Origin of the sequence: Fibrobacter sp. UWB16 (assembly GCF_900215325.1) — a bacterium.
In the GTDB taxonomy this organism is placed as follows: Bacteria; Fibrobacterota; Fibrobacteria; order Fibrobacterales; family Fibrobacteraceae; genus Fibrobacter.
Genome location: NZ_OCMS01000002.1, coordinates 488,198 through 506,677 on the forward strand (window position 1 = coordinate 488,198; position 18,480 = coordinate 506,677).

At 50.1% G+C, this 18,480-nt stretch carries 17 protein-coding genes; 12 read left to right on the forward strand and 5 right to left on the reverse strand.

Annotated features, from left to right (window positions below; genetic code table 11):
- Positions 1 to 6: 6 nt before the first annotated feature.
- Positions 7 to 477: a hypothetical protein gene (locus tag CRN95_RS07420; RefSeq protein WP_088629254.1), complete on the forward strand. Its 471-nt coding sequence runs from the start codon at positions 7 to 9 to the stop codon at positions 475 to 477.
- Between the two features lie 43 nt (positions 478 to 520).
- Complete coding sequence (locus CRN95_RS07425; RefSeq protein WP_088629253.1) at positions 521 to 2,098, forward strand: choice-of-anchor I family protein; 1,578 nt, start codon at positions 521 to 523, stop codon at positions 2,096 to 2,098.
- 11 nt (positions 2,099 to 2,109) lie between these two features.
- On the opposite strand, the gene CRN95_RS07430 is transcribed toward CRN95_RS07425, so the two are convergent.
- On the reverse strand, positions 2,110 to 4,653 hold the full coding sequence (locus CRN95_RS07430) for an ATP-dependent helicase C-terminal domain-containing protein (RefSeq protein WP_088629252.1): 2,544 nt from the start codon (positions 4,651 to 4,653) through the stop codon (positions 2,110 to 2,112).
- A gap of 145 nt (positions 4,654 to 4,798) precedes the next feature.
- Complete coding sequence (locus CRN95_RS07435) at positions 4,799 to 5,263, reverse strand: hypothetical protein (protein ID WP_088629251.1); 465 nt, start codon at positions 5,261 to 5,263, stop codon at positions 4,799 to 4,801.
- Between the two features lie 86 nt (positions 5,264 to 5,349).
- Here CRN95_RS07435 and CRN95_RS07440 point away from each other — a divergent pair, with 86 nt between their 5' ends.
- From CRN95_RS07440 to CRN95_RS07450, 3 genes are all read left to right on the forward strand, one after another.
- Positions 5,350 to 6,630, forward strand: a complete 1,281-nt coding sequence (locus CRN95_RS07440) for a BamA/TamA family outer membrane protein (RefSeq protein WP_088629250.1) — start codon at positions 5,350 to 5,352, stop codon at positions 6,628 to 6,630.
- A 126-nt stretch (positions 6,631 to 6,756) separates the two neighbouring features.
- Entirely contained in the window at positions 6,757 to 7,347 is a 591-nt protein-coding gene (locus CRN95_RS07445) for an inorganic diphosphatase (protein WP_088629249.1), read from the forward strand.
- 231 nt (positions 7,348 to 7,578) lie between these two features.
- Positions 7,579 to 8,055 carry a hypothetical protein gene (locus tag CRN95_RS07450; RefSeq protein WP_088629248.1) on the forward strand — a complete coding sequence of 159 codons (477 nt, stop codon included), beginning with the start codon at positions 7,579 to 7,581 and terminating at the stop codon, positions 8,053 to 8,055.
- 97 nt (positions 8,056 to 8,152) lie between these two features.
- On the opposite strand, the gene galE is transcribed toward CRN95_RS07450, so the two are convergent.
- Complete coding sequence (gene galE, locus CRN95_RS07455; protein WP_088629247.1) at positions 8,153 to 9,169, reverse strand: UDP-glucose 4-epimerase GalE; 1,017 nt, start codon at positions 9,167 to 9,169, stop codon at positions 8,153 to 8,155.
- Positions 9,170 to 9,226: 57 nt separating this feature from the next.
- Here galE and CRN95_RS07460 point away from each other — a divergent pair, with 57 nt between their 5' ends.
- Genes CRN95_RS07460 through CRN95_RS07480 form a run of 5 tightly spaced genes read left to right on the forward strand, consistent with a single transcriptional unit; the run spans position 9,227 to position 14,173 of the window.
- Positions 9,227 to 10,390, forward strand: a complete 1,164-nt coding sequence (locus CRN95_RS07460) for a mechanosensitive ion channel family protein (protein WP_014547163.1) — start codon at positions 9,227 to 9,229, stop codon at positions 10,388 to 10,390.
- 21 nt (positions 10,391 to 10,411) lie between these two features.
- The gene (locus tag CRN95_RS07465; RefSeq protein ID WP_014547164.1) at positions 10,412 to 10,675 is read left to right on the forward strand and encodes a chorismate mutase; all 264 of its coding nucleotides are present in this window, start codon (positions 10,412 to 10,414) and stop codon (positions 10,673 to 10,675) included.
- Positions 10,675 to 11,859: a prephenate dehydrogenase/arogenate dehydrogenase family protein gene (locus tag CRN95_RS07470; RefSeq protein WP_088629246.1), complete on the forward strand. Its 1,185-nt coding sequence runs from the start codon at positions 10,675 to 10,677 to the stop codon at positions 11,857 to 11,859. Before CRN95_RS07465 ends, CRN95_RS07470 begins: the two co-directional genes overlap by 1 nt.
- Positions 11,860 to 11,878: 19 nt before the next feature.
- Entirely contained in the window at positions 11,879 to 13,246 is a 1,368-nt protein-coding gene (locus tag CRN95_RS07475) for a 3-phosphoshikimate 1-carboxyvinyltransferase (RefSeq protein ID WP_088629245.1), read from the forward strand.
- 42 nt (positions 13,247 to 13,288) lie between these two features.
- A complete protein-coding gene (locus tag CRN95_RS07480; protein WP_088629244.1) occupies positions 13,289 to 14,173 on the forward strand; it encodes an NAD(+)/NADH kinase in 885 nt (294 codons plus the stop codon).
- Here the strand turns inward: CRN95_RS07480 and CRN95_RS07485 are convergent.
- Positions 14,094 to 14,957 (reverse strand): pseudouridine synthase, encoded by an 864-nt coding sequence (locus tag CRN95_RS07485; RefSeq protein ID WP_235002934.1) that lies wholly within the window; start codon positions 14,955 to 14,957, stop codon positions 14,094 to 14,096. The genes CRN95_RS07480 and CRN95_RS07485 overlap by 80 nt on opposite strands.
- A gap of 68 nt (positions 14,958 to 15,025) precedes the next feature.
- On the reverse strand, positions 15,026 to 16,135 hold the full coding sequence (gene hisC, locus CRN95_RS07490) for a histidinol-phosphate transaminase (RefSeq protein WP_097020516.1): 1,110 nt from the start codon (positions 16,133 to 16,135) through the stop codon (positions 15,026 to 15,028).
- Between the two features lie 118 nt (positions 16,136 to 16,253).
- On the opposite strand from hisC, the gene CRN95_RS14660 reads away from it, so the two are divergent.
- Entirely contained in the window at positions 16,254 to 16,556 is a 303-nt protein-coding gene (locus CRN95_RS14660; RefSeq protein ID WP_145993973.1) for a hypothetical protein, read from the forward strand.
- A gap of 213 nt (positions 16,557 to 16,769) precedes the next feature.
- Complete coding sequence (locus CRN95_RS07495) at positions 16,770 to 18,458, forward strand: carbohydrate-binding protein (protein ID WP_097020517.1); 1,689 nt, start codon at positions 16,770 to 16,772, stop codon at positions 18,456 to 18,458.
- Positions 18,459 to 18,480: the final 22 nt, after the last annotated feature.

The following is an 18,480-nucleotide window of genomic DNA, read 5'->3' on the forward strand; positions in this document are numbered from 1 at the left end:
GGGTATATGGTTTCTGTTGTTCGTTCTTTTGTGAAGTCGTGGGCTTTGTGCTCTTTGCTCGTGCTTGCTTTTGCCGGAGTTGTAAATGCAGCTGATTCGAAAACTGCAGGTAGTGCTGCAGAAAATGCGGCGGAAAAGGCAGAGCTTGTTGCAGAAATTGCTGTGCGCGATAGCGTGATGGCGGTTCACGACAGTGCCTGTACTGTAGAAAAGCAGTCTTTGCGTTCGGATCTCGAAGTGGAAAAGGCCAAGTGCGAAAACTGGGAACAGAGCTACAACACGCTTAAGAAGAACAACGAAACCTGTGCCAAGGCTTTGAGTGTTGCTGTCCAGGCTACTCAAGAGCAAATGGAACAGCAGAAAGCTAAGGAAAAGGTCGACAAGGAAAAAGAAAATACGGACCGCATGATGACTGGTGCATCTATGGCGGCTAGCTTTGGACTTGGCATGTTAATCATGTGGCTTATTCTTGATTAAATTTATTAAGTGATAATCTAGGCTGGATTACGCAGGAGTTGAAATGAAAAGAACCGCTTTGGTCATGAGCCTGCTTCTGTGTGCGGGTTTCTCATTTGCAAAAAAGTCGGATGTCCCGGCAGGGCCGTTCCATTTGCGTTCGACGCTGAAGCAGATTGCTTCTGTTCCCATGACGACTGCTGAAATTTCGGCATACATGCCCGAAAAGAAGGTGCTGTTCGTTGTTGGCGGCGAGAATGTCCTCGAAGTCGTTGACATGGCTAGTCCTGCATCGCCGAAAAAGATAAGCGAAATGAAGTTGCCGGGTGGCGCCTCTAGCGTGACTGTTTATGGTGACCTCGTGGCCGTTAGCCTCTTGAACAATCCTGAATGGAAAATGGGACATGTGCAGGTGATGCGCTATAACAAGAAACTTGAAGTTCTTGGAAAGCATGAACTGTGCTACATGCCTGACATGATTACGTTTACACCGGATGGTGCGAATTTGCTCGTGGCATGCGAAGGTTCTCCGGATGAAACTTTCGCGGAAGACCCGGAAGGCGGCATTGGCGTTTTGTCGATTGCAGGCGTGAATGTGTCGAGTGCTGCTGAATTGGCTAGAGCTTGGAAAAAGCCGCAGAAGACGGTTGTCGGATTTGGCGAACTCGATTCGCTTGCTCTGATGGCAAAGGGCGTTCGTAAGACGGGTGTGAAGAGCTTTGTGCAGTCGCTTGAACCGGAATATATTACGGTTTCCGAAGATTCTAAAACGGCGTGGGTGAGCTTGCAAGAGAACAATGCTCTTGTGAAGTTTGATGTGGCCGCCAAGAAAATTTTGGATGTATTCCCGCTTGGATATGTGGACCATTCAAAGCCGGGATTTGGTCTGGACATCAAGAAGAACAAGCAAATTGAGATTAAAAACTATCCGTTGCGCGGCTTGCGCCAGCCTGATGGAATTTCTGCGTTCACTGTGAATGGCAAGACGTTTGTGCTTACGGCCAATGAAGGCGCTCCGGTCAATGATTACAAGGCTTGGACGGATGTGACGACTCCGATGATGCTTGCCCAGAATGGCTTGCTGGATCCGAGTGTGTTTACGGCTGAAGTGCTCGAAGATGTGAAGAACATTTCTGTGAGCAATTTGGAACGCTGCAATGTAGCTCCGGATAAGACGGAGAATGGCAGATGCCCTTACATGTATAGCTTTGGAACGCGCTCGATAAGCATTTTCGATGGCGAAACGGGGCACCTGATGTGGGATTCTGGCGACGCTTTTGAACAGACAATGGCTCAGATGGCGCCTGATTACTTTAACTGGAATTCCAAGAAGGGTAAAGTCAAGATGGATGCTCGCAGTGAAGACAAGGGCTGCGAACCGGAAAACGTGACGACGGGTATTGTGGGCGATAAGCGCTATGCTTTTGTTGGTCTAGAACGCACGAGTGGTGTTGCCGTGTTTGACATTACGGGAATCGAGAGCGGGAATGCTCCGAAACTGGAAGATTTCTATTTAGACCCGAAAGATCGCGGTCCTGAAGGCATCTTGTTTATCCCTGCAGAAAAGAGCCCGAACGGTGAACCGCTTTTAGTTGTAGGCTACGAGTACAGCAAAACTCTTGCTGTGTATAGCGTGAAGTAGCGCTCCGCACATTACATGACCGTTTCCGGCCACGGGTGCTTTGGATAGCGCCCGCGGAGTTCTTTACGGACTTCGGCGTAGGTGTTCTGCCAGAAGCTTGTGAGATCCCATGTTTTTTGAATCGTGCGGAAGTTCGGTGCGAGAATGTCGTAACGCACTTTGAGCTTGTTGTCTGCGATTTTGTGCTCGCCGCGGAGCTGCATAAAGTCTTCGATGCGTGCAGATATCTCAACGAGAACGCCGTCTGCGCTTTGTACAATCTTGCCGCTGCTCTGTTCATCAGCGGTGGCGACTTCTTGATAGCTGTAACGGGCTCGCTTGCCATTGGGCAATACGTAATGATCGGGGAACGTTTTTTGCAACCATGCGAGCATGGACTTGCCGAAGTAATCTTCGACAATGTTGCGGTAACGGTCTTCGTTGATGTCGCGCAAAAGGAATATGCCGTCCGTAAGCTCGTTTAGAATAAGCTCCATATCCTCGTCATTGAATTCGGGGAGGCCGTATTCCGGGTAAAGCTTTGCCGCAAGGCGCATCTTGATAAGGAGCGTCTGGATGTTTTCGGTGAGATAACGGCCGGTCCAGTTTTCTTTTTCGAGCTTGTCGCGCCAAGCATCGGCTGTGAGCTCTTTGAGCTTTTCGAGGACTTTGGGCGATGCTTCTTGCGGGAGGATTTCTTTGCGGCTTGTTTCGCGGACGTCGCCATTGGGACTTTCGCTTTCGTGAATCTCGATGCCGATAAAGCGTTCTTGACCGCTACGCCATAACAGTTCATAGCGAATGTTTTCGCTTTCGCCGCCGAGCAATTCTTTGGGCACAGGAGCGTAAAGGCTCACGCGCAGTTCGGATTTGCTGCCGCCACCTGTGCGGAGCATAGAGAGCGCGAGCAATGCGTATGGCGGCTCTGATACTTGCAAACGGATGGTGTTGCCGTTGCTTAACTTGTAAACGTTACCGCTTGGAGTGGCGAGAGCATCCGGGAATGCGGCGAGAAGCTGTTGCGCCATGAAATGTGAGGACGGAGAGTAAACGGGCATCTCCTTTAATGAGTCGCGGAAGTCGCGGAGCTGCTTTAGCGTGAACGAAACTTCTCGCGGAATGTTGATGGCTTTAGAAAGAGTATCGCTTGCGAGCGTGAACAAGTTGAGCGTGTCTTTAGATTTCTGTACAAATTCTGTGCCGGAATGGATCCAGGCCATGGCGGCTAGGAGCAAGTCGGGGAGGTCTGCGGCGCTTGTTGCTTTTGCTAAAATCAATGCGAGCGGAATGCTTGAAATCGGTGTTTGAATGGCTCGCTTGCCGAGTTCCGTGATGTGACCGTCTTGCAACATGCCGAAGTTATTGAGCATCGATGTGGCGACTCTTTCGCGCGCTTCTGGAATCGCCGTGGGCAGTTTTATTCCCGCTCTCTCATCTGACTCAAGCGCTGCTTTTTGCAATAGAAATTCCGAGGGCTCGATTTGCAAGACTTCGGGCACGATGCCTTGTGGCATGTGCTTCTCGGCATCTTCGGTCCAGAGGCGGATGGCGCAACCGTTCTGTGTACGGCCACTACGGCCACTGCGCTGGATGGCGTTCTGCAACGAAATTGGGAGCGTGCGGAGTACGTTTACTTTTTCGCTATCGTCATATTCACTGACGCGTTCGATACCGCTATCGACAACACCTGTCACATTTGGAACAGTGATAGACGTTTCTGCAATGTTGGTCGTAAAGATGACGCGCGGACGTTCCGTTTCTTCGAAAATGCGGTCTTGCGTTTCTCGGTCTTGGCCGCCGTAGAGTTCAAGGAATTCGGCGACATTGTCGCCCAGAGCTTCGCTCGCGGCGGTGTGGCATTTGGCAATTTCTGCTTTACCCGGCAAGAATACGAGCGTTGTCTGCCAAACGTTATTGCGGTACAAAGTGCGCAATGCGCGGACAACTTCGCTTTCGATTCCCTGACCTGCGCTGATGTTTACGCCTGCGGCGGGTTTCTGGTGAAGAATTTGTACGGGATAAAGCGGATGCCCGAGTTCCAGACATTTGACGCCGAGCGCTTGTTCCATTTCTTCGCGGTTGAGCTTTGCACTCATGACGGCGATTCTTGGCGCTTTGATACTTTCACTACCTGAAGTTTGGCTTGCTGCTTGCAATTTGAGCAAGTACGCAAAGAGCAGGTCCATGTCGGCTTTGCGTTCGTGGTATTCATCGAAGATGACCCATTCCGCATTCATCTTGCCGTGCAGAAGCTCCTGCAAAAAGTTACCGTACGTTTGGAACAAGATTCTCGTAGCGCTGGATTTGCAACTGTCTTGGCGGAACTGGTAACCGACGGTCTTGCCGCAGGGCTCGTTGTGGAGCTTTGCTGAGTACTGCGCGAGGGCGAGGGCTGCGATGCGTCTCGGTTGCAATACGACAATGCGACCGCTAAAGTGATTGCTCAAGAACCACGGGATGTACAAAGACTTACCGCTACCGGTGGGCGCTTCGACGAGCAAGTTGTTCGTCTTGTTGACGGCGTCTACGAGCTTTTGTTCTTCTTCGGCAATGGCTAAATCTTTGTACGTGCGCATTGTAGATGTTCTCTTTAGGTTTCTTTAAACAACAGACCCCGGCGCATTGACCGGGGTATATAAAAGAAGATTTAACTGGATCCTTCGCTGCTTCGCCACTCAGGATGACGTAATGGCTTCGCCACTCAGGATGATTTCCTACTGACTAAGCCTTCGGGTATCTCAGCTTTTCACCAGTAGCGGCGTCAATGTAAGGCGGCTTGCCTTCGCGGAACTTCTGGTTGATGACCAAGTTCTGGAGTCTCCTACGGATGCCAGCTTCGGTCTTGCAGAAGAAGAACACGACCTTGTTTGTACCCGGAACCTGGAACACAGCAAGCTTGAACTTCTGAGAAACGGCGCGACGGAAAAACTTCACATCTTCTTTCTTCGGGATGACCTGATCGCTGCCCGGCTTGATTTCGCAAATCATGTCGGCATCGGCGAGCAAAGCCTTGGACTTCTGCTGGAGAGCGAGGAAGTTCGGTTCGGTGCTCTTGCGGATGTTTTCCATGTTGAACGGGCTTCTGGCTTTCAGGCCCTTGAGCGCACCACGGATAACAAAAAATAAAGCGACGACCACGACCAGAATAATCAGGTAGGGCCAGTTGTTTGCTAAAAAGTCTAACATAATCACCTCAATTTGGTGCCTCAAATATAGCAATTTTTGTGAGCTTCGCAAAAAACGCTAGCGAATGCCTTTTGTATCTTTGATTCGTGAAATTTTTTGTGAAGACTTTTTTGTTAGCGGGGATAGTTTCCGCTTTTGTATCTGCAAACGCCGCCGAAACAGATTCGCTGCGTGTGGATTCTGACCAATGTGTTGATGGAGCAAAAATCGAATCGATTGAGTTTGAAGGCTTGGAACATACGAAGCCGCGTGTGGTGTGGCGCGAACTCACGCACAAGGTTGGGGGCGAATTTTCGCAGAAGACTTTTGAGTCAGAGAAGCTTCGCCTGCAAGACCTAGACCTCTTTACGGATATTTACGTTTCTTGTAAAAATGGGAACGTAGTTTATAATTTCAAGGAAATCTTTCGCTGGATCCCGTCGCCGGCTGGCAAAAAGACGGACCGCGATGGTCTCATGCTGGGGCTTGCCCTTGCGAACCTGAATGTGCTGGGCGAAGACATCCGTGCCGAGGTGCAGTTCCGTACCGCCATTGACCCGTTCTTCGAAAATAACGAGTACGCCTTTTACGCAAGTTCCCCGTATTTGTTCGGGCTCCCGTTGGGTTGGAATTTTGAATTTTTGCGGACGGATAGCTGGGATGACCTTCGTGGTTTTCAGGATGCGACATGGTTGCTTAGTTTAGATGTGAACTGGAAACTGCTTTCGCATTTTTCAATTCTCGGCAAAACCGTGTACCGCTATTTAGAAAAGGGACCTGGCGTGTTGCCTGAATTTGGGCTTGGCTTTGCTGTGGACTACCGCGATAGCGAACTTGATACGCGTAAGGGAATTTATTTTGAAAGTGACGTGACGCATGTTGGCGTTGGCGGCAAGCGTGGCGAGAATTTTGTTGAGTTCCTGGAAGATGCTCGAGCCTATTACACGTTTGGTCGATTTGTCACGGGGGCGACCGCACTTGTTCGCTTGCGTCCGGGCGATGTAAAAAAATATGATTATTACTATCACGGCGGAGCAAATACGTTCCGTGGGCACGAGTCCGATTCGTTGCATTTGGGTGTCCATGAGATGCTTTTGACGTTGGAAGAACGTTTTGTTTTGCGCGAGCGCCGTCCGGCTTCGTTGTGGGGTGTTAACTTCTTCTATGGTATTCAACTGGTGGCGGGCTTAGATGCAAGCGTGCTTTGGGATAAAGGTACTCCTGGCTGGAAAAAATATGAAGGCGCTGTCTATGGAGGCTTGCATGTCGTAATCCCGGCGCTGGACCGAATCCGCTTTGAAGTGGGGTACAGCCCGGATCATGGTGAACCGGTGTTCTATTTTGGCCTCTTTGACAAGGTGACCTCGGCACGCTGGCGGAGCAGGTAATTCAGAGTTTGGATTTGAAGGCTCTTTGGTAAAAAAAGACTTTACAAATTCCGAATAAATACTAAATTAGGGATTATATTTGTAATAAAAAGATAATGAGGCTCAACGTGGGCCGACGGAGAATAAATGGCTATTAACTATTTGGATCTTCCAATTGGACGCAAGTATCCCTATGAAGTGGATTGCGTCGTGGAAATCGGTAAAGACACGAACTTGAAGTATGAATACGACGAACGCCTGCATGTGTTCCGTCTTGACCGTTGCCTCTTGAGCTCTATGAGCTACCCTTGCACGTATGGTTTTATTCCGAGCACCAAGGCTGACGATGGTGATGCTTTGGATATGCTCATTTACAGCCCGGCATCCATGATTACGGGGACGGTTTGCACTTGTCGCGTGATTGGAGCGCTTGACATGACCGATGGTGGCAAGAAGGACTACAAGGTTTTGGGCGTGCCGGTGTTCAACCCGCGTCCGTTCTGCGACATTACTGATGTGGACCAGATGTTCCTCCGCATTACAAAGAACTTCTTCCAGAACTACAAGGAACTGGAAGGCAAGGACGTGCAAATTGGGGATTGGATGAATGCTGCTTTTGCTCGTGAAAAGGTGATTGCGGCTCACAAGGCTTACTTTCAGAACCAGGTCCAGGTGCCGGAATCCTGCTACCAGGAACCTGAACATGACGAAAAGATAACTGCTGAGGAGTTGATATAAGCCGAGCGTCGCGGGAGACCGCTTGCGGGCTCACATGACCGAGGCGCAATATCTAGAAAAACAACGAAGTTGTTTTTTATTTATCTAAAGTCTTGGAATTTGCTCGTTATAAAATTTGCCTATGGTCTTGTCTTTGATGGCAAGACCATTTTTTTTAAGAATTTGTTGGTTTTGTTACAAAATATTTAATATATTATTTTTGTTGTAACAATTAAAGTAGATAGAGGTTTTATGAACAAGCTTATGCTTACCTGCGCGATGTCGCTCATGCTGCTTAGCACGTCTGCTATGGCATTGACGATTAACGTTGAACCGAAAAAGGAGGAAAAATCTCGTGTAGCACCGCCTCCTCCGCCACCTCCTCCTTCGGCTAGGGTGGTCACCTGCAAGTTTGCAGAACCGAAGTGTGACCGTCATGACAGAATTCATGCTGAACGTTACAACAACGATCAGAAGATGTATAGCCGTGGCGAATGCTATCGTGGTGAAAAGGAACGTAAGTTTGACTTCTACTGCGATAACGGTGATGTCTGGATGCAGATTGATTACCGTCGCGACCGTGCTGACCGTATTGAATGCAAGGATCCGAAGCGTGGCAAGTTCTTTGCTGCTCGCAGCGTTCGCGAATGCGAAGATCTTCATCGTGACTACAATCGTCCGGAACCGCCTCGTAAGCACCATCACGACCGTCGAGACTACCGCGACTAAGTTTGCGTAAAATTTTTAGCGAGCGTAGGCTCGCTTGCTGAAATTAAAAAGCCTCTCGCTTAAAGCGGGAGGCTAAATTTTTTGCAGGGAGGAGGGATTAGCCCTTGTAACCCTTGGGATTGTTCTTTTGCCAGTTCCAGGCGTCACGGCACATTTCTTCGATGCCGTATTGTGCCTTCCAACCGAGTTCGTCGAATGCCTTTTGCGGGTTGCAGTAGCAAGTGGCGATATCGCCTGCGCGACGCGGCTTGATGCTGTACGGAATCTTGACGTTGTTGACCTTTTCGAAAGCTTTTACGACGTCGAGCACGGAATAGCCATGACCTGTACCCAAGTTATAAATAGCGAGCCCGCACTTGCGTTCAATAGCCTTGAGTGCGCTCACGTGGCCAGAGGCGAGGTCGCAGACGTGGATGTAGTCGCGGACACCTGTGCCATCCGGGGTATCGTAGTCATTGCCAAACACGCCGAGTTCCTTGCGGAGACCGACTGCGGTCTGTGTGATGTATGGCATTAAGTTGTTTGGAATTCCGTTCGGGTCTTCGCCGATACGTCCGCTCGGGTGTGCGCCAATTGGGTTGAAGTAACGGAGCAAAACGATGTTCCATTCCGGGTCTGCTTTTTGCACGTCGCGGAGGACTTCTTCGAGCATGGACTTTGTCTGTCCGTAGGGGTTGGTGCATTGGCCCTTGGGGCAAGCTTCTGTAATAGGAATTTGTGCCGGGTTGCCGTAAACGGTTGCCGAAGAACTGAAAATGAGGTTCTTGCAGCCGTGATTACGCATGGTATGGAGCAACACGAATGTGGCGTTCATGTTGTTTTCGTAGTATTCGAGCGGCTTTGCGACGGATTCGCCGACGGCCTTGAGCCCTGCAAAGTGGATGCAGGCGTCGAACTTGTTTTCGCTGAAAATCTTGTCCATGGCGGCAGCGTCACGGACGTCTGCCTTGACGAACGGAATGGGGGAGCCAACTAGCTCTGCTACGCGGCGGAGCGATTCATCGCTTGAGTTTACAAGGTTATCGACAACGACTACGGAATGACCCGCTTTGTAGAGTTCGATGATGGTGTGGCTTCCGATATAGCCTGCGCCACCCATAACAGCTATTTTCATGATTGCTCCAATGATAAAAGTTCGGTGCATAATATACGAAATTTTTAGATTGTAGATATGAACGATTACTATCAATTTGCAATACTTTCAGCTGTCGTTGTGGCGGTTTATGCTTTTTTGTATTTCGTAGTGCATCCGCTTGCGAAATGGATTGCGATAAAGACTCCGAACAAGTTTGATGACTTGCTTGTGAAAAAGAAAGTGATTTCTCGTGCGCTCTTTTTTGTGCCGGTGATTATTCTGGTGCAGTCGTTCCCGTATGTGCTCGCGAAGGGCCATTGGCTTTATGAATTTTGTGAACATATCGGAAATATTTTGTTCACGGTAGCAGCATTCTTGCTCGCGAGTGCTGTGCTTGACGTCATCGAAAGCCTGAATGAACGCAATGTGAAAATGAAGTTGCGCCCGATGCGCGGCATTTTCCAGGCCATTAAACTTGCGATGTTCTGTGTGGCGACCATCCTTGTGGCTTCACAGATTGTGAATAAAAGTCCGGTGATTATTTTGTCGACTTTGGGCGCCATGGCAACGGTCTTGTTGTTGGTTTTCAGGGACTCGATTCTTGGCTTGGTCTCTGGAATCCAAATAAACTTGTCGGACCTCTTGCGCAAGGGCGACTGGATTGAAATTGAACGCCACCATGCTGATGGTTCGGTCATTGACATTACGCTTACATCTGTGAAAGTACGTAACTGGGACAATACGGTTTCGGTGATTCCGGCGTACGACTTGATTACGAATTCGTTCCGCAACTGGCGTGGTATGCAGGAATCGGGCGGTCGCCGCATCAAGCGTTCGCTTTTCATTGACCAGCAGAGCATCCGCTTTTTGACGCCTGAAGAAATTGAAAAGTTCATGAAGATTGATGTGCTGCGCCCGTACTTGGAACAAAAGTTAAGTGAAATCGGTGAAGGTTCGGGTGTGTCGGAAAATGTCACTGTGACAAAGCTGAATGGCCGCCATTTGACAAACATCGGAACGTTCAGGGCTTACTGCACGGCGTATCTCCGCAGCCGTAAGACGATTGCTCAAGACATGACGCTTATGACGCGACAGCTTGCGCCAACGCCGACCGGGCTCCCGCTTGAAATCTATGCATTTGCCAATACGGTGGAATGGATCGAATACGAAAATATCCAGTCCGATATTTTTGATTTTCTGATTGCATCGCTCCCGGAATTTGGGCTTTCGCTGTACCAGTACGCGAACCGTGTGCCGTAATTTTTTTCTACATTCGTTAATATGGATATTAATGAATGGCGCATTCGCATTGACGAACTTAATGATGAACTGATGTCGCTCCTCAACAAGAGGGCTACATACGCTGCTGAAATTGGGAAAATCAAGAAACAGAAAGGTTTGCCCGTTTTTGATGAAGGTCGCGAACAGTCTGTCTTGAATTTGGTCGCCGAGAAGGCCGCAAAGGCCGGTGGCCCGCTTTCTCCGGAATCGTTCCAGAATATTTTCCGTGTCATCATGGAAGAAACTCGCAAGGTGGAAGAATAATGGTTGCCCGCATTACTATGGTGGGGTTTGGTCTCTTGGCAAGCTCGATTGCTGCTGCTATCAAACAGGCTGAGCTCCCGACGAAGATTCGAGCCGTGAGTTCTCCTGCAACGCTCAAGCGTGCTCGTGAACTTGAACTTGCCGATGAATTTTTTGAATACGACGAGACTGAAAAATGGGCGAAGGATAGCGACCTGATTTTGCTCTGTGCGCCGATCCTCCACATTTTGAAGATGATTGATGCGCTTGGTAAAGTTTCGTGGGCAGGTGCTAATGCTGGCCGAGAAATCTTGGTGAGCGATATCGGTTCGACAAAGGTTGAAATTTGCAAGGCGGGCGTGCGCTTGCCCTCTCCGTTCCGCTTTGTCGGTAGCCATCCGATGGCGGGTTCTGAAAAACGCACTTGCGAATACAACGATCCTGCGATTTTTGAAAATGCATATTGGTTTGTCTGCCCGCCAGATGGAACGCCTGAATCTGTTTATGCCCCGCTTTTGGAAATTATCCGCTTTGTGGGCGCAAATCCTGTCGTGTTCCCGCCGGAACATCACGACCGCACGATGGCATGGGTGAGTCACATGCCGCAGATGCTGAGCTCAACGCTTGCCGGGAACTTGCCGGAACGCTTGCTCAAGCACAACTACCAGCATTTTGCAGGCCGCGCTTTCCGCGACATGACGCGTATTGCCGCCTCGGGCTGGGGAATGTGGCATGATATCGCCGTGACGAATCGCGACGAGACGACTCGCGCCCTTTGCGAAGTCCGTGATGGTCTCGACAAGACGATTGCGGCGATGAACGGACTCAACGTCGTGAAGGACGGTAAGCCTGCTTCGGGTAATTTTGAAAATGACGAGCATAGCGTGGTTGCCGATAATTCGCAGGCGCTTGCTGATATTTTCAAGGCGGGTAACGATGGACGTGCGAGCTTATTTGCTCCGGGTCGCAATAACACCAACTCGTTCTACGAAATTACGGTCCAGCTCAAGGATAAGCCGGGCGCTCTGTTGAGCGTGATGCAGCCACTTGCCGAAGAAGGCATCAACATTCGCGACATAGAACTCATGAAAGTCCGCGAAAATGTGGCGGGTACGCTTTTGCTTGCGTTCAAGACTCAAGAAGAAGCGGCCCGTGCCGTGAAGACGCTGCAATATTTGGAATACGAAGTTAAAGAAAGACGTTAATTTGCTTAAGGAATAGACGATGGAATTCTTGATGAATCCCGACCGTGAACGGATGAATTTGACGTTGGTGATGGCGCTTTTGGTGAATGGCCGCACCGTGTTGGAAAATTTTGCGTGGGCAAGTGGTAGTGAAAAGTATGCCGAGGCGCTGAAAGAATTTGGTCTCACTTACGAATTGCAAGGACATCAGCTTGTCTTGAATGGCAAGGGGTTCCAGTACTCTATTCCGACCATGCTTCCGTTCAAGTTTGGCGAAGCCGATAACGTGATGCTTTGGACGCTCGCAAGTAAGGACGAAGAACAGCTCTACACGTTTGCTGCTGAAGTTGATGATGTGGGCATTGCCCGTGTGAATGCGGCAAAGGAAACGCTCCAGAAGTATTTCAAGATTAAGGTGCAAAAGGATGAACCGGCAAAGTTTGTCTTTAACTTTTTGCGCGATGAACTAAACGTCAAGAAGGATTCTCTGGGGAACGTTTCGTCTGTGATGCGCAACAGGCTTTTGCTCCGTGCGCTTATCCGCAATGACTATTTGAATTTTGAAGAAAAGTCTACGGTACATGACCAGTGGACGAAAATGCTCATTTACTTTGGTGCGGCTGTGAAGTATGAAGGCCGTGGCATGGAACAGTTGAGCGAATTTGAACGCCGCTTGATGATTGCGCAGGGCAAGAAGATTGAACGTACGCAGTTTACGGAACTTTCGGAGACGAAGGTGATTACCGCGCGTGAATACTATGTGCCGGGTGATACGACGGAAGCGACTGCGTTTGCGGTTCTTGCGACTGTCGGTAACATGCCGAAGGACAACGTCATCAAGCTTTTGAACGTAGACTTGAACAGCAGCCGTGCGGGTGCGCTCACATGCCTCAAGCGTATGGGGGCAAACGTCGAAACGGTGAGCCGTCGTGAAAAGTATGGCGACGTTTTTGGCGATGTTGAAATCAAGCCGCTTGCTTCAGGCAAGCGCTTGCAGGGCCGTCGCTTTAGCGAAGACGTGATTGCAACGGCGCTCGAAGAATACCCGCTGTTGGCTGTGGCGGCTTGCTACGGCGAAGGCGAAACGATTTTGCGCGTGCCCAAGGAAGTCCGCAAGGAAATGCGCCCCAAGAATGAATTTTTGGCGGTGAACTTGCGCAAGACGGGTGCCGAAGTTGGCGTGTACGACGATGGCCTTGTGATTCGCGGCCTTGAAACGATTGTGAACGGTAGCGATTTTGACGGTGGCGATTCGGCGCAGATGGGGCTTGCCTTGAGCGTGTTGTCGCTTGCGCTCCAGAACGATGAACCGGTCGAAAATATGGACAAGGTCGAAGCGATGTTCCCGGGTGTTGTCGACAAGCTCAAGAATGTGCTTGTGGCGGAAAACGCCGAGAAGAAGGAATAATTAGGCTGACGCAGTAAACGAACGCGAAACTTGAGGATGAAAATGAACAAGTCTTTCAGCAGCATTGGAATTGTCGGGTTCAAGGACAAGAGTGCCGATTTGGCATGTGCCTTGAAGCAGATTACTTCTTGGGCGCTTGAACACCCGCAGGTGAAATTTTATGCGCTCGATTCCCTCAAGGAACTCGTGAAAAAGCCGATTCGCGTGGTGAAAGAATCCGCGTTGCAGAAGACGGATTTGCTGCTTGCGATTGGCGGTGACGGCACGGTGCTGACGGCCGCGCACATGGCGCTTGGCCACAACATCCCGATTCTTGGAGTGAATGCCGGGCGCGTGGGATTCTTGGCGGAATCGCGTGTGGAAGGCTTGACCAAGACGCTCGATAGCTTGCTTGCTGGCGACTTCTCAACTCGCGAACGCATGATGATCGAGGCTGCGGTTTATCACGGCAGAAAGTGCATTGCAAAGCAGACTGTTCTGAATGAAGTCCACGTGCGCGCGCACGCTCCGGAACGCATGGTGAACGTGAACGTGGCTTATAACGATACTTGCTTGACGGAATACTGGGCGGATTCAATTCTCGTTTCGACTCCGACGGGTTCAACGGCATACAATTTGGCGGCTGGTGGCCCGATTATCCATCCTTCGACGCCTGCGGTGGTGCTCACGCCTGTGGCTCCGAGTAGTCTCTCGGTGCGTCCGCTTGTGCTTTCGCTGACGGATAAAAAGTTGCGAATGGCGTCTGCGGTGAATTGCTCGCTGGACCTCGTTTTTGACGGGCGCATCACGCTAGAAATGAAACCGGATGAATATGTGATGTTGTCAGAAAGTAAACTTGTGACGACGTTTATTCGCATGCGCCACACGGGCTTTGTGGGCGCTCTTCGCGAAAAACTTGGCTGGACGGGTAAACCGCGATCTGCTTGATCTCGCCCTGCTTTAAATCGCCCAACTCAAAATTGCAGAACTTGATGCGCACAAGGCGTAAAACTTCGTAGCCGAGCTTCGCGAGCATGCGGCGAATTTCACGATTCTTGCCTTCGTCCAAAGTGATTTCTAACCAACAGTTCTTTTCGCCTGCGCTGTAAAGTTTGGCGCTGACGGCGTGCATGAACTCTTCGGGTTCGCCAAAAACGCGGGGTGGGACGTTGAAGCCTTTTTCCATTTGCGAAAGTTCTTCGGCAGTGAGGTGGCCGTTAACCTGAACACGGTAGATTTTTGTATGCGGAACTGTTACTGGATCCTTCGTGGAGTTTATCCCGGACTCCGTTCCGGGACTCAGGATGACGCTTGCGTTTGTCATTTCTGCCTTTGAACCGCGCGACTCTTGAGGATTCAGCAAAGCATCCGCCCATTGCGTGTCATTTGTAAATAGCAACAACCCTTCGCTAGCGGCATCGAGCCTGCCAACGGGCGATATATGCGGTACGGGTTTGTCGGGGAACATCTTGGCGTATTGCTCGCGGAAAAGGTCCATCACGGTTGCGCGCCCTTTTTCGTCGCTTGCCGTAGTGACGTAGCCACGCGGCTTGTTCATCATAAAGTAAACGAACTCGCTTGCTTTTACGGGCTTTCCGTCAACGCATATTTCATCATTTTCGCGGGCGGGAGTGTCCGGATCGCGGACGATTTTACCACGCAAAGAAACCCGGCCCTCGCGGACCAGGTTTTCTGCTTGGCTTCTGCTGCAAAAACCGCGCTTAGAAATCACACGGGCAACGCCGTGAGCTTTGGCTTTAGTGGCGCCAGACGCGGGCTTTGTGCAGCCTCTTTCCCGGTTTACTTGCCGAGATATGCCTTGATGTTTTCGAGGCATTTCTTGTTCTGAGCTTCGGTACCGACGGTAATGCGGAGCACGTCACCCATAGCCGGCTGCGGACGGATGATGGTACCCTTGGCCTGCAAGAACTTGAAGGCGTCCATCGGATCCTTGAATCCACTGACGGCGATGAAGTTTGCGTGGCTGTCGACGTAGGGGAGGCCGAGTTCCTTGAAACCAGCCTTGAGCTGTTCGAGACCCTTCTTGTTGAGTTCGCGAACCTTGTTCACGTAATCCTGGTCGTCGATAGCGCCGATGGCTGCTGCCTGAGCGATGCTGTTCACGTTGAACGGTTCACGCACGCGGTTGATGAGGGCGACGATTTCCGGACGGGTGATGCAGTAGCCCACGCGGAGACCAGCGAGACCGTAGATCTTGCTGAACGTACGGCAGCAGATGATGTTCTTGCCAGCGGCGATGCGGCTGTTGAAATCCGGAACGAGTTCCGGCGTGTCTTCGATAAATTCAGTGTAGGCTTCGTCCATCACGAGAACGCAAGTTTCCGGGAGGCTGTCGGCGAAGTCGAGGATTTCCTTGGCGGTGAGGTCAGAACCGGTCGGGTTGTTCGGGTTGGCGAGGAACACGATGCGGGTCTTTTCGTTCACGGCGTCGCGCATAGCCTTGAGGTTGTAGTTGTATCCCGGAGCTGGCATGTCAACTTCAACAATCTTGGCGTTCATGGCCATCGTGGCGAGCTTGTAAACAGCGAAGCTGTGGTTGCCCATGACGGCTTCCGTGCCGGGGCCGAGGAACACCTGGGCAATCATGTCCAAGAGTTCGTTACTGCCGTTACCCACAGCGATCTGGTCGCGGTTCACGCCGCGGAATTCAGCAATCTTTCCGATGAGGTCGTAAGAACCGCCATCCGGATAGAGGTTCACTTCTTCCAAAGCCTTGCGAGCTTCGGCCATGCCCTTCGGGCTCGGGCCAAACGGGTTTTCGTTGCTGGCGAGCTTGTCAATGTCTTTCGGGTCGAGGCCGAATTCACGAGCGGTGTAGGCGATGGGTTTGCCGGTCACGTAGAGCGGCTGCTTCAAAATGTGCTGTTGTGCGAGCTGATTGATATCCATTTTTACAGTAATAAGTGGTTAGTGATTGGTTGTTAGGATTCGTTCTGAATTAATTCGTCGAAGGATCCTGTAGATTTGTAATCCGTAAGGAATTATAGCAATTTTTTATATTAGGGTTATGACGAAATCTATCGTTTTTAGCGTTGTCGCATCGTTAGAAGCTCTTACCATTGTAATTGGTTTGAGTTTTAAATGTGATGGCTTGTTTTTCCCGCTTTTGGGATTCTCGTTTTTAATTTGGGCTTTCTCTCGAATAATGCGGTTTAATTCGTCTTTAAATGTTTATTTCTTATTTTCCCTATTTGTTCCAATTGCATGGTTGGTTTTAGATGTGCTTCCTCGGATGATTCAGTCTGATGGTGGTGTTTGGGATAATGTTACCTTTTTGTTGTTTTGCCCGTGCATAGGTATAGCCACTTGAATTGAAGTTGTCCTAAATAGATTCATTCATGGAACGCCGTTGGTCATTCAGTGGCCATCAATGAGCGAGAAAGAATAGCCCCGTGCTAATGGCTGAAAAATAGAGCAATTGAGCTTTCTTTGACAAAATGTCTAGAAATTAAATGTGAAATTGTGCTCTATAATGGCTTTGGGAATATAAATTATATGTTGGAAAAATAAGGAATTTTTTGAGATGTTTGAAGCTTCGAATCGAATTTTAGCGGTGCTGTGCGGACTTGCTGTTTGTGCGTCTGCGGCGGTAGATCAGTGCAAGCCGATTGGCTGGGCGACTCGTTTGGGCCGTACTTCGACTGAATTTAATGTAACCGGTGGCGGAAATGCAACTCCCATTACCGTAAAAACATTTGCTGATTTGCAAAAGTACGCGAAGGATTCTTCTCCGCGTGTGATTTACATAGACGGTACGCTTGGCGATGGCTGGAGCGGGCGAACGGGGGACCGCTTGAATATCACGGGTTCCAACAAGACCATCATCGGACTTAAGCCGGGGACTGTGCTTAAAGCGCCAATTCACATCAGCAAGGCTTCAAACATTATCGTCCGCAATATCGTGATTCAAGGGCCGGGCAGTAATGCTGAGCAGGCTTGGGACAACCTCACCATTGAAAATAACGGTTCCAAAAATATATGGATTGACCACTGTGAATTCTGGGATGGTCAGGATGGCAATGCCGATGTGGTAAAAGGTGCAGATAACGTAACGTTTACGTGGTGCATTTTTGGCTACAAGAAAAAGAGTTCGCACAACCTTTCGAATCTCATCGGCAGTTCTGACAATGAACCCGAAAGCGAAGGCAAGCTGAATGTGACCTACATGTTCAACTGGTGGCAGGCAGCCAACCAGCGCAAACCACGCTGCCGTTACGGAAACGTTCATGTGGTGAACAACTTGCTTACGGGCAATGCTAGCATCACAAACGGAACCGATGTGCTTGGCGTTTCGGCTGGCCACATGTGCAAAGTGCGCACGGAACGTAATGTATTTATCAACGAAGCAAACCCAATTTATACGGGCAATGCGAACGGCACGGGCGTGAACGAAGTCATCGACAATATTTTCACGAATTGCTCGGGCAATACAAAGGGAACAGGGACTTCTTTTACACCGCCGTATGAATACACGAGCTTTATGCTCAAGGCGAGCGAAGTTGAAGCTGCCGTGAAGGCGAATGCGGGCGCTACGCTCAAGAGTCCGACGGAATGTGATGCTAATTATGTGGAACCGGAACCGCCGACACCTGATAAACAGTTCCAGGCCGAAACGGGTACGATTACAGGTGGCGTTTCTGAAAGCAGCAATGGCGGTTACCACGGCGATGGCTATGTGAATTTCGATAAGGGCGGCGATGTCGTCGTGAACGTGAAAGTCGATACGGCTGGCCAATATCGCTTTGATATCGATTTTGCAAATGGCTCCAGTGAAGCACGCTCTCTTGCGATTTCTGCTGGTTTAGATACGGCAACGACATCTTTCAAGACTACTGGTGGCTGGACCGTCTGGGAAACTTCAGAAGTTTTGATTAATCTGGCGGCTGGCGAAAATGCAGTGAGGTTTGCAACCGTTGGCGGCAATGACGGCCCGAACATCGACCAGTTCGATGTAACGCTTGTGAAGGCTGCTGAAAAAGATACGACGGAAAAGCCGACGTCGATTCACACGAAAACAGCTGCTGTGGTCGCGCCGAGCGTCTATCGCGTTAGCATTTTCGATACAAAGGGCGCATTGGTGCGCCGCATGAATGTGGAATCCGCAAAAGTTGGCGATGTCGCTTGGATGACCCGCGGCCTGCCTGCAGGGCTTTACGTGATGCAACTGAAAAGCGCAGGCTCGGAACGCCGCAAGTTTATTGCAGTGAAGTAGGAATTTTTATAAGTTCCGCTTG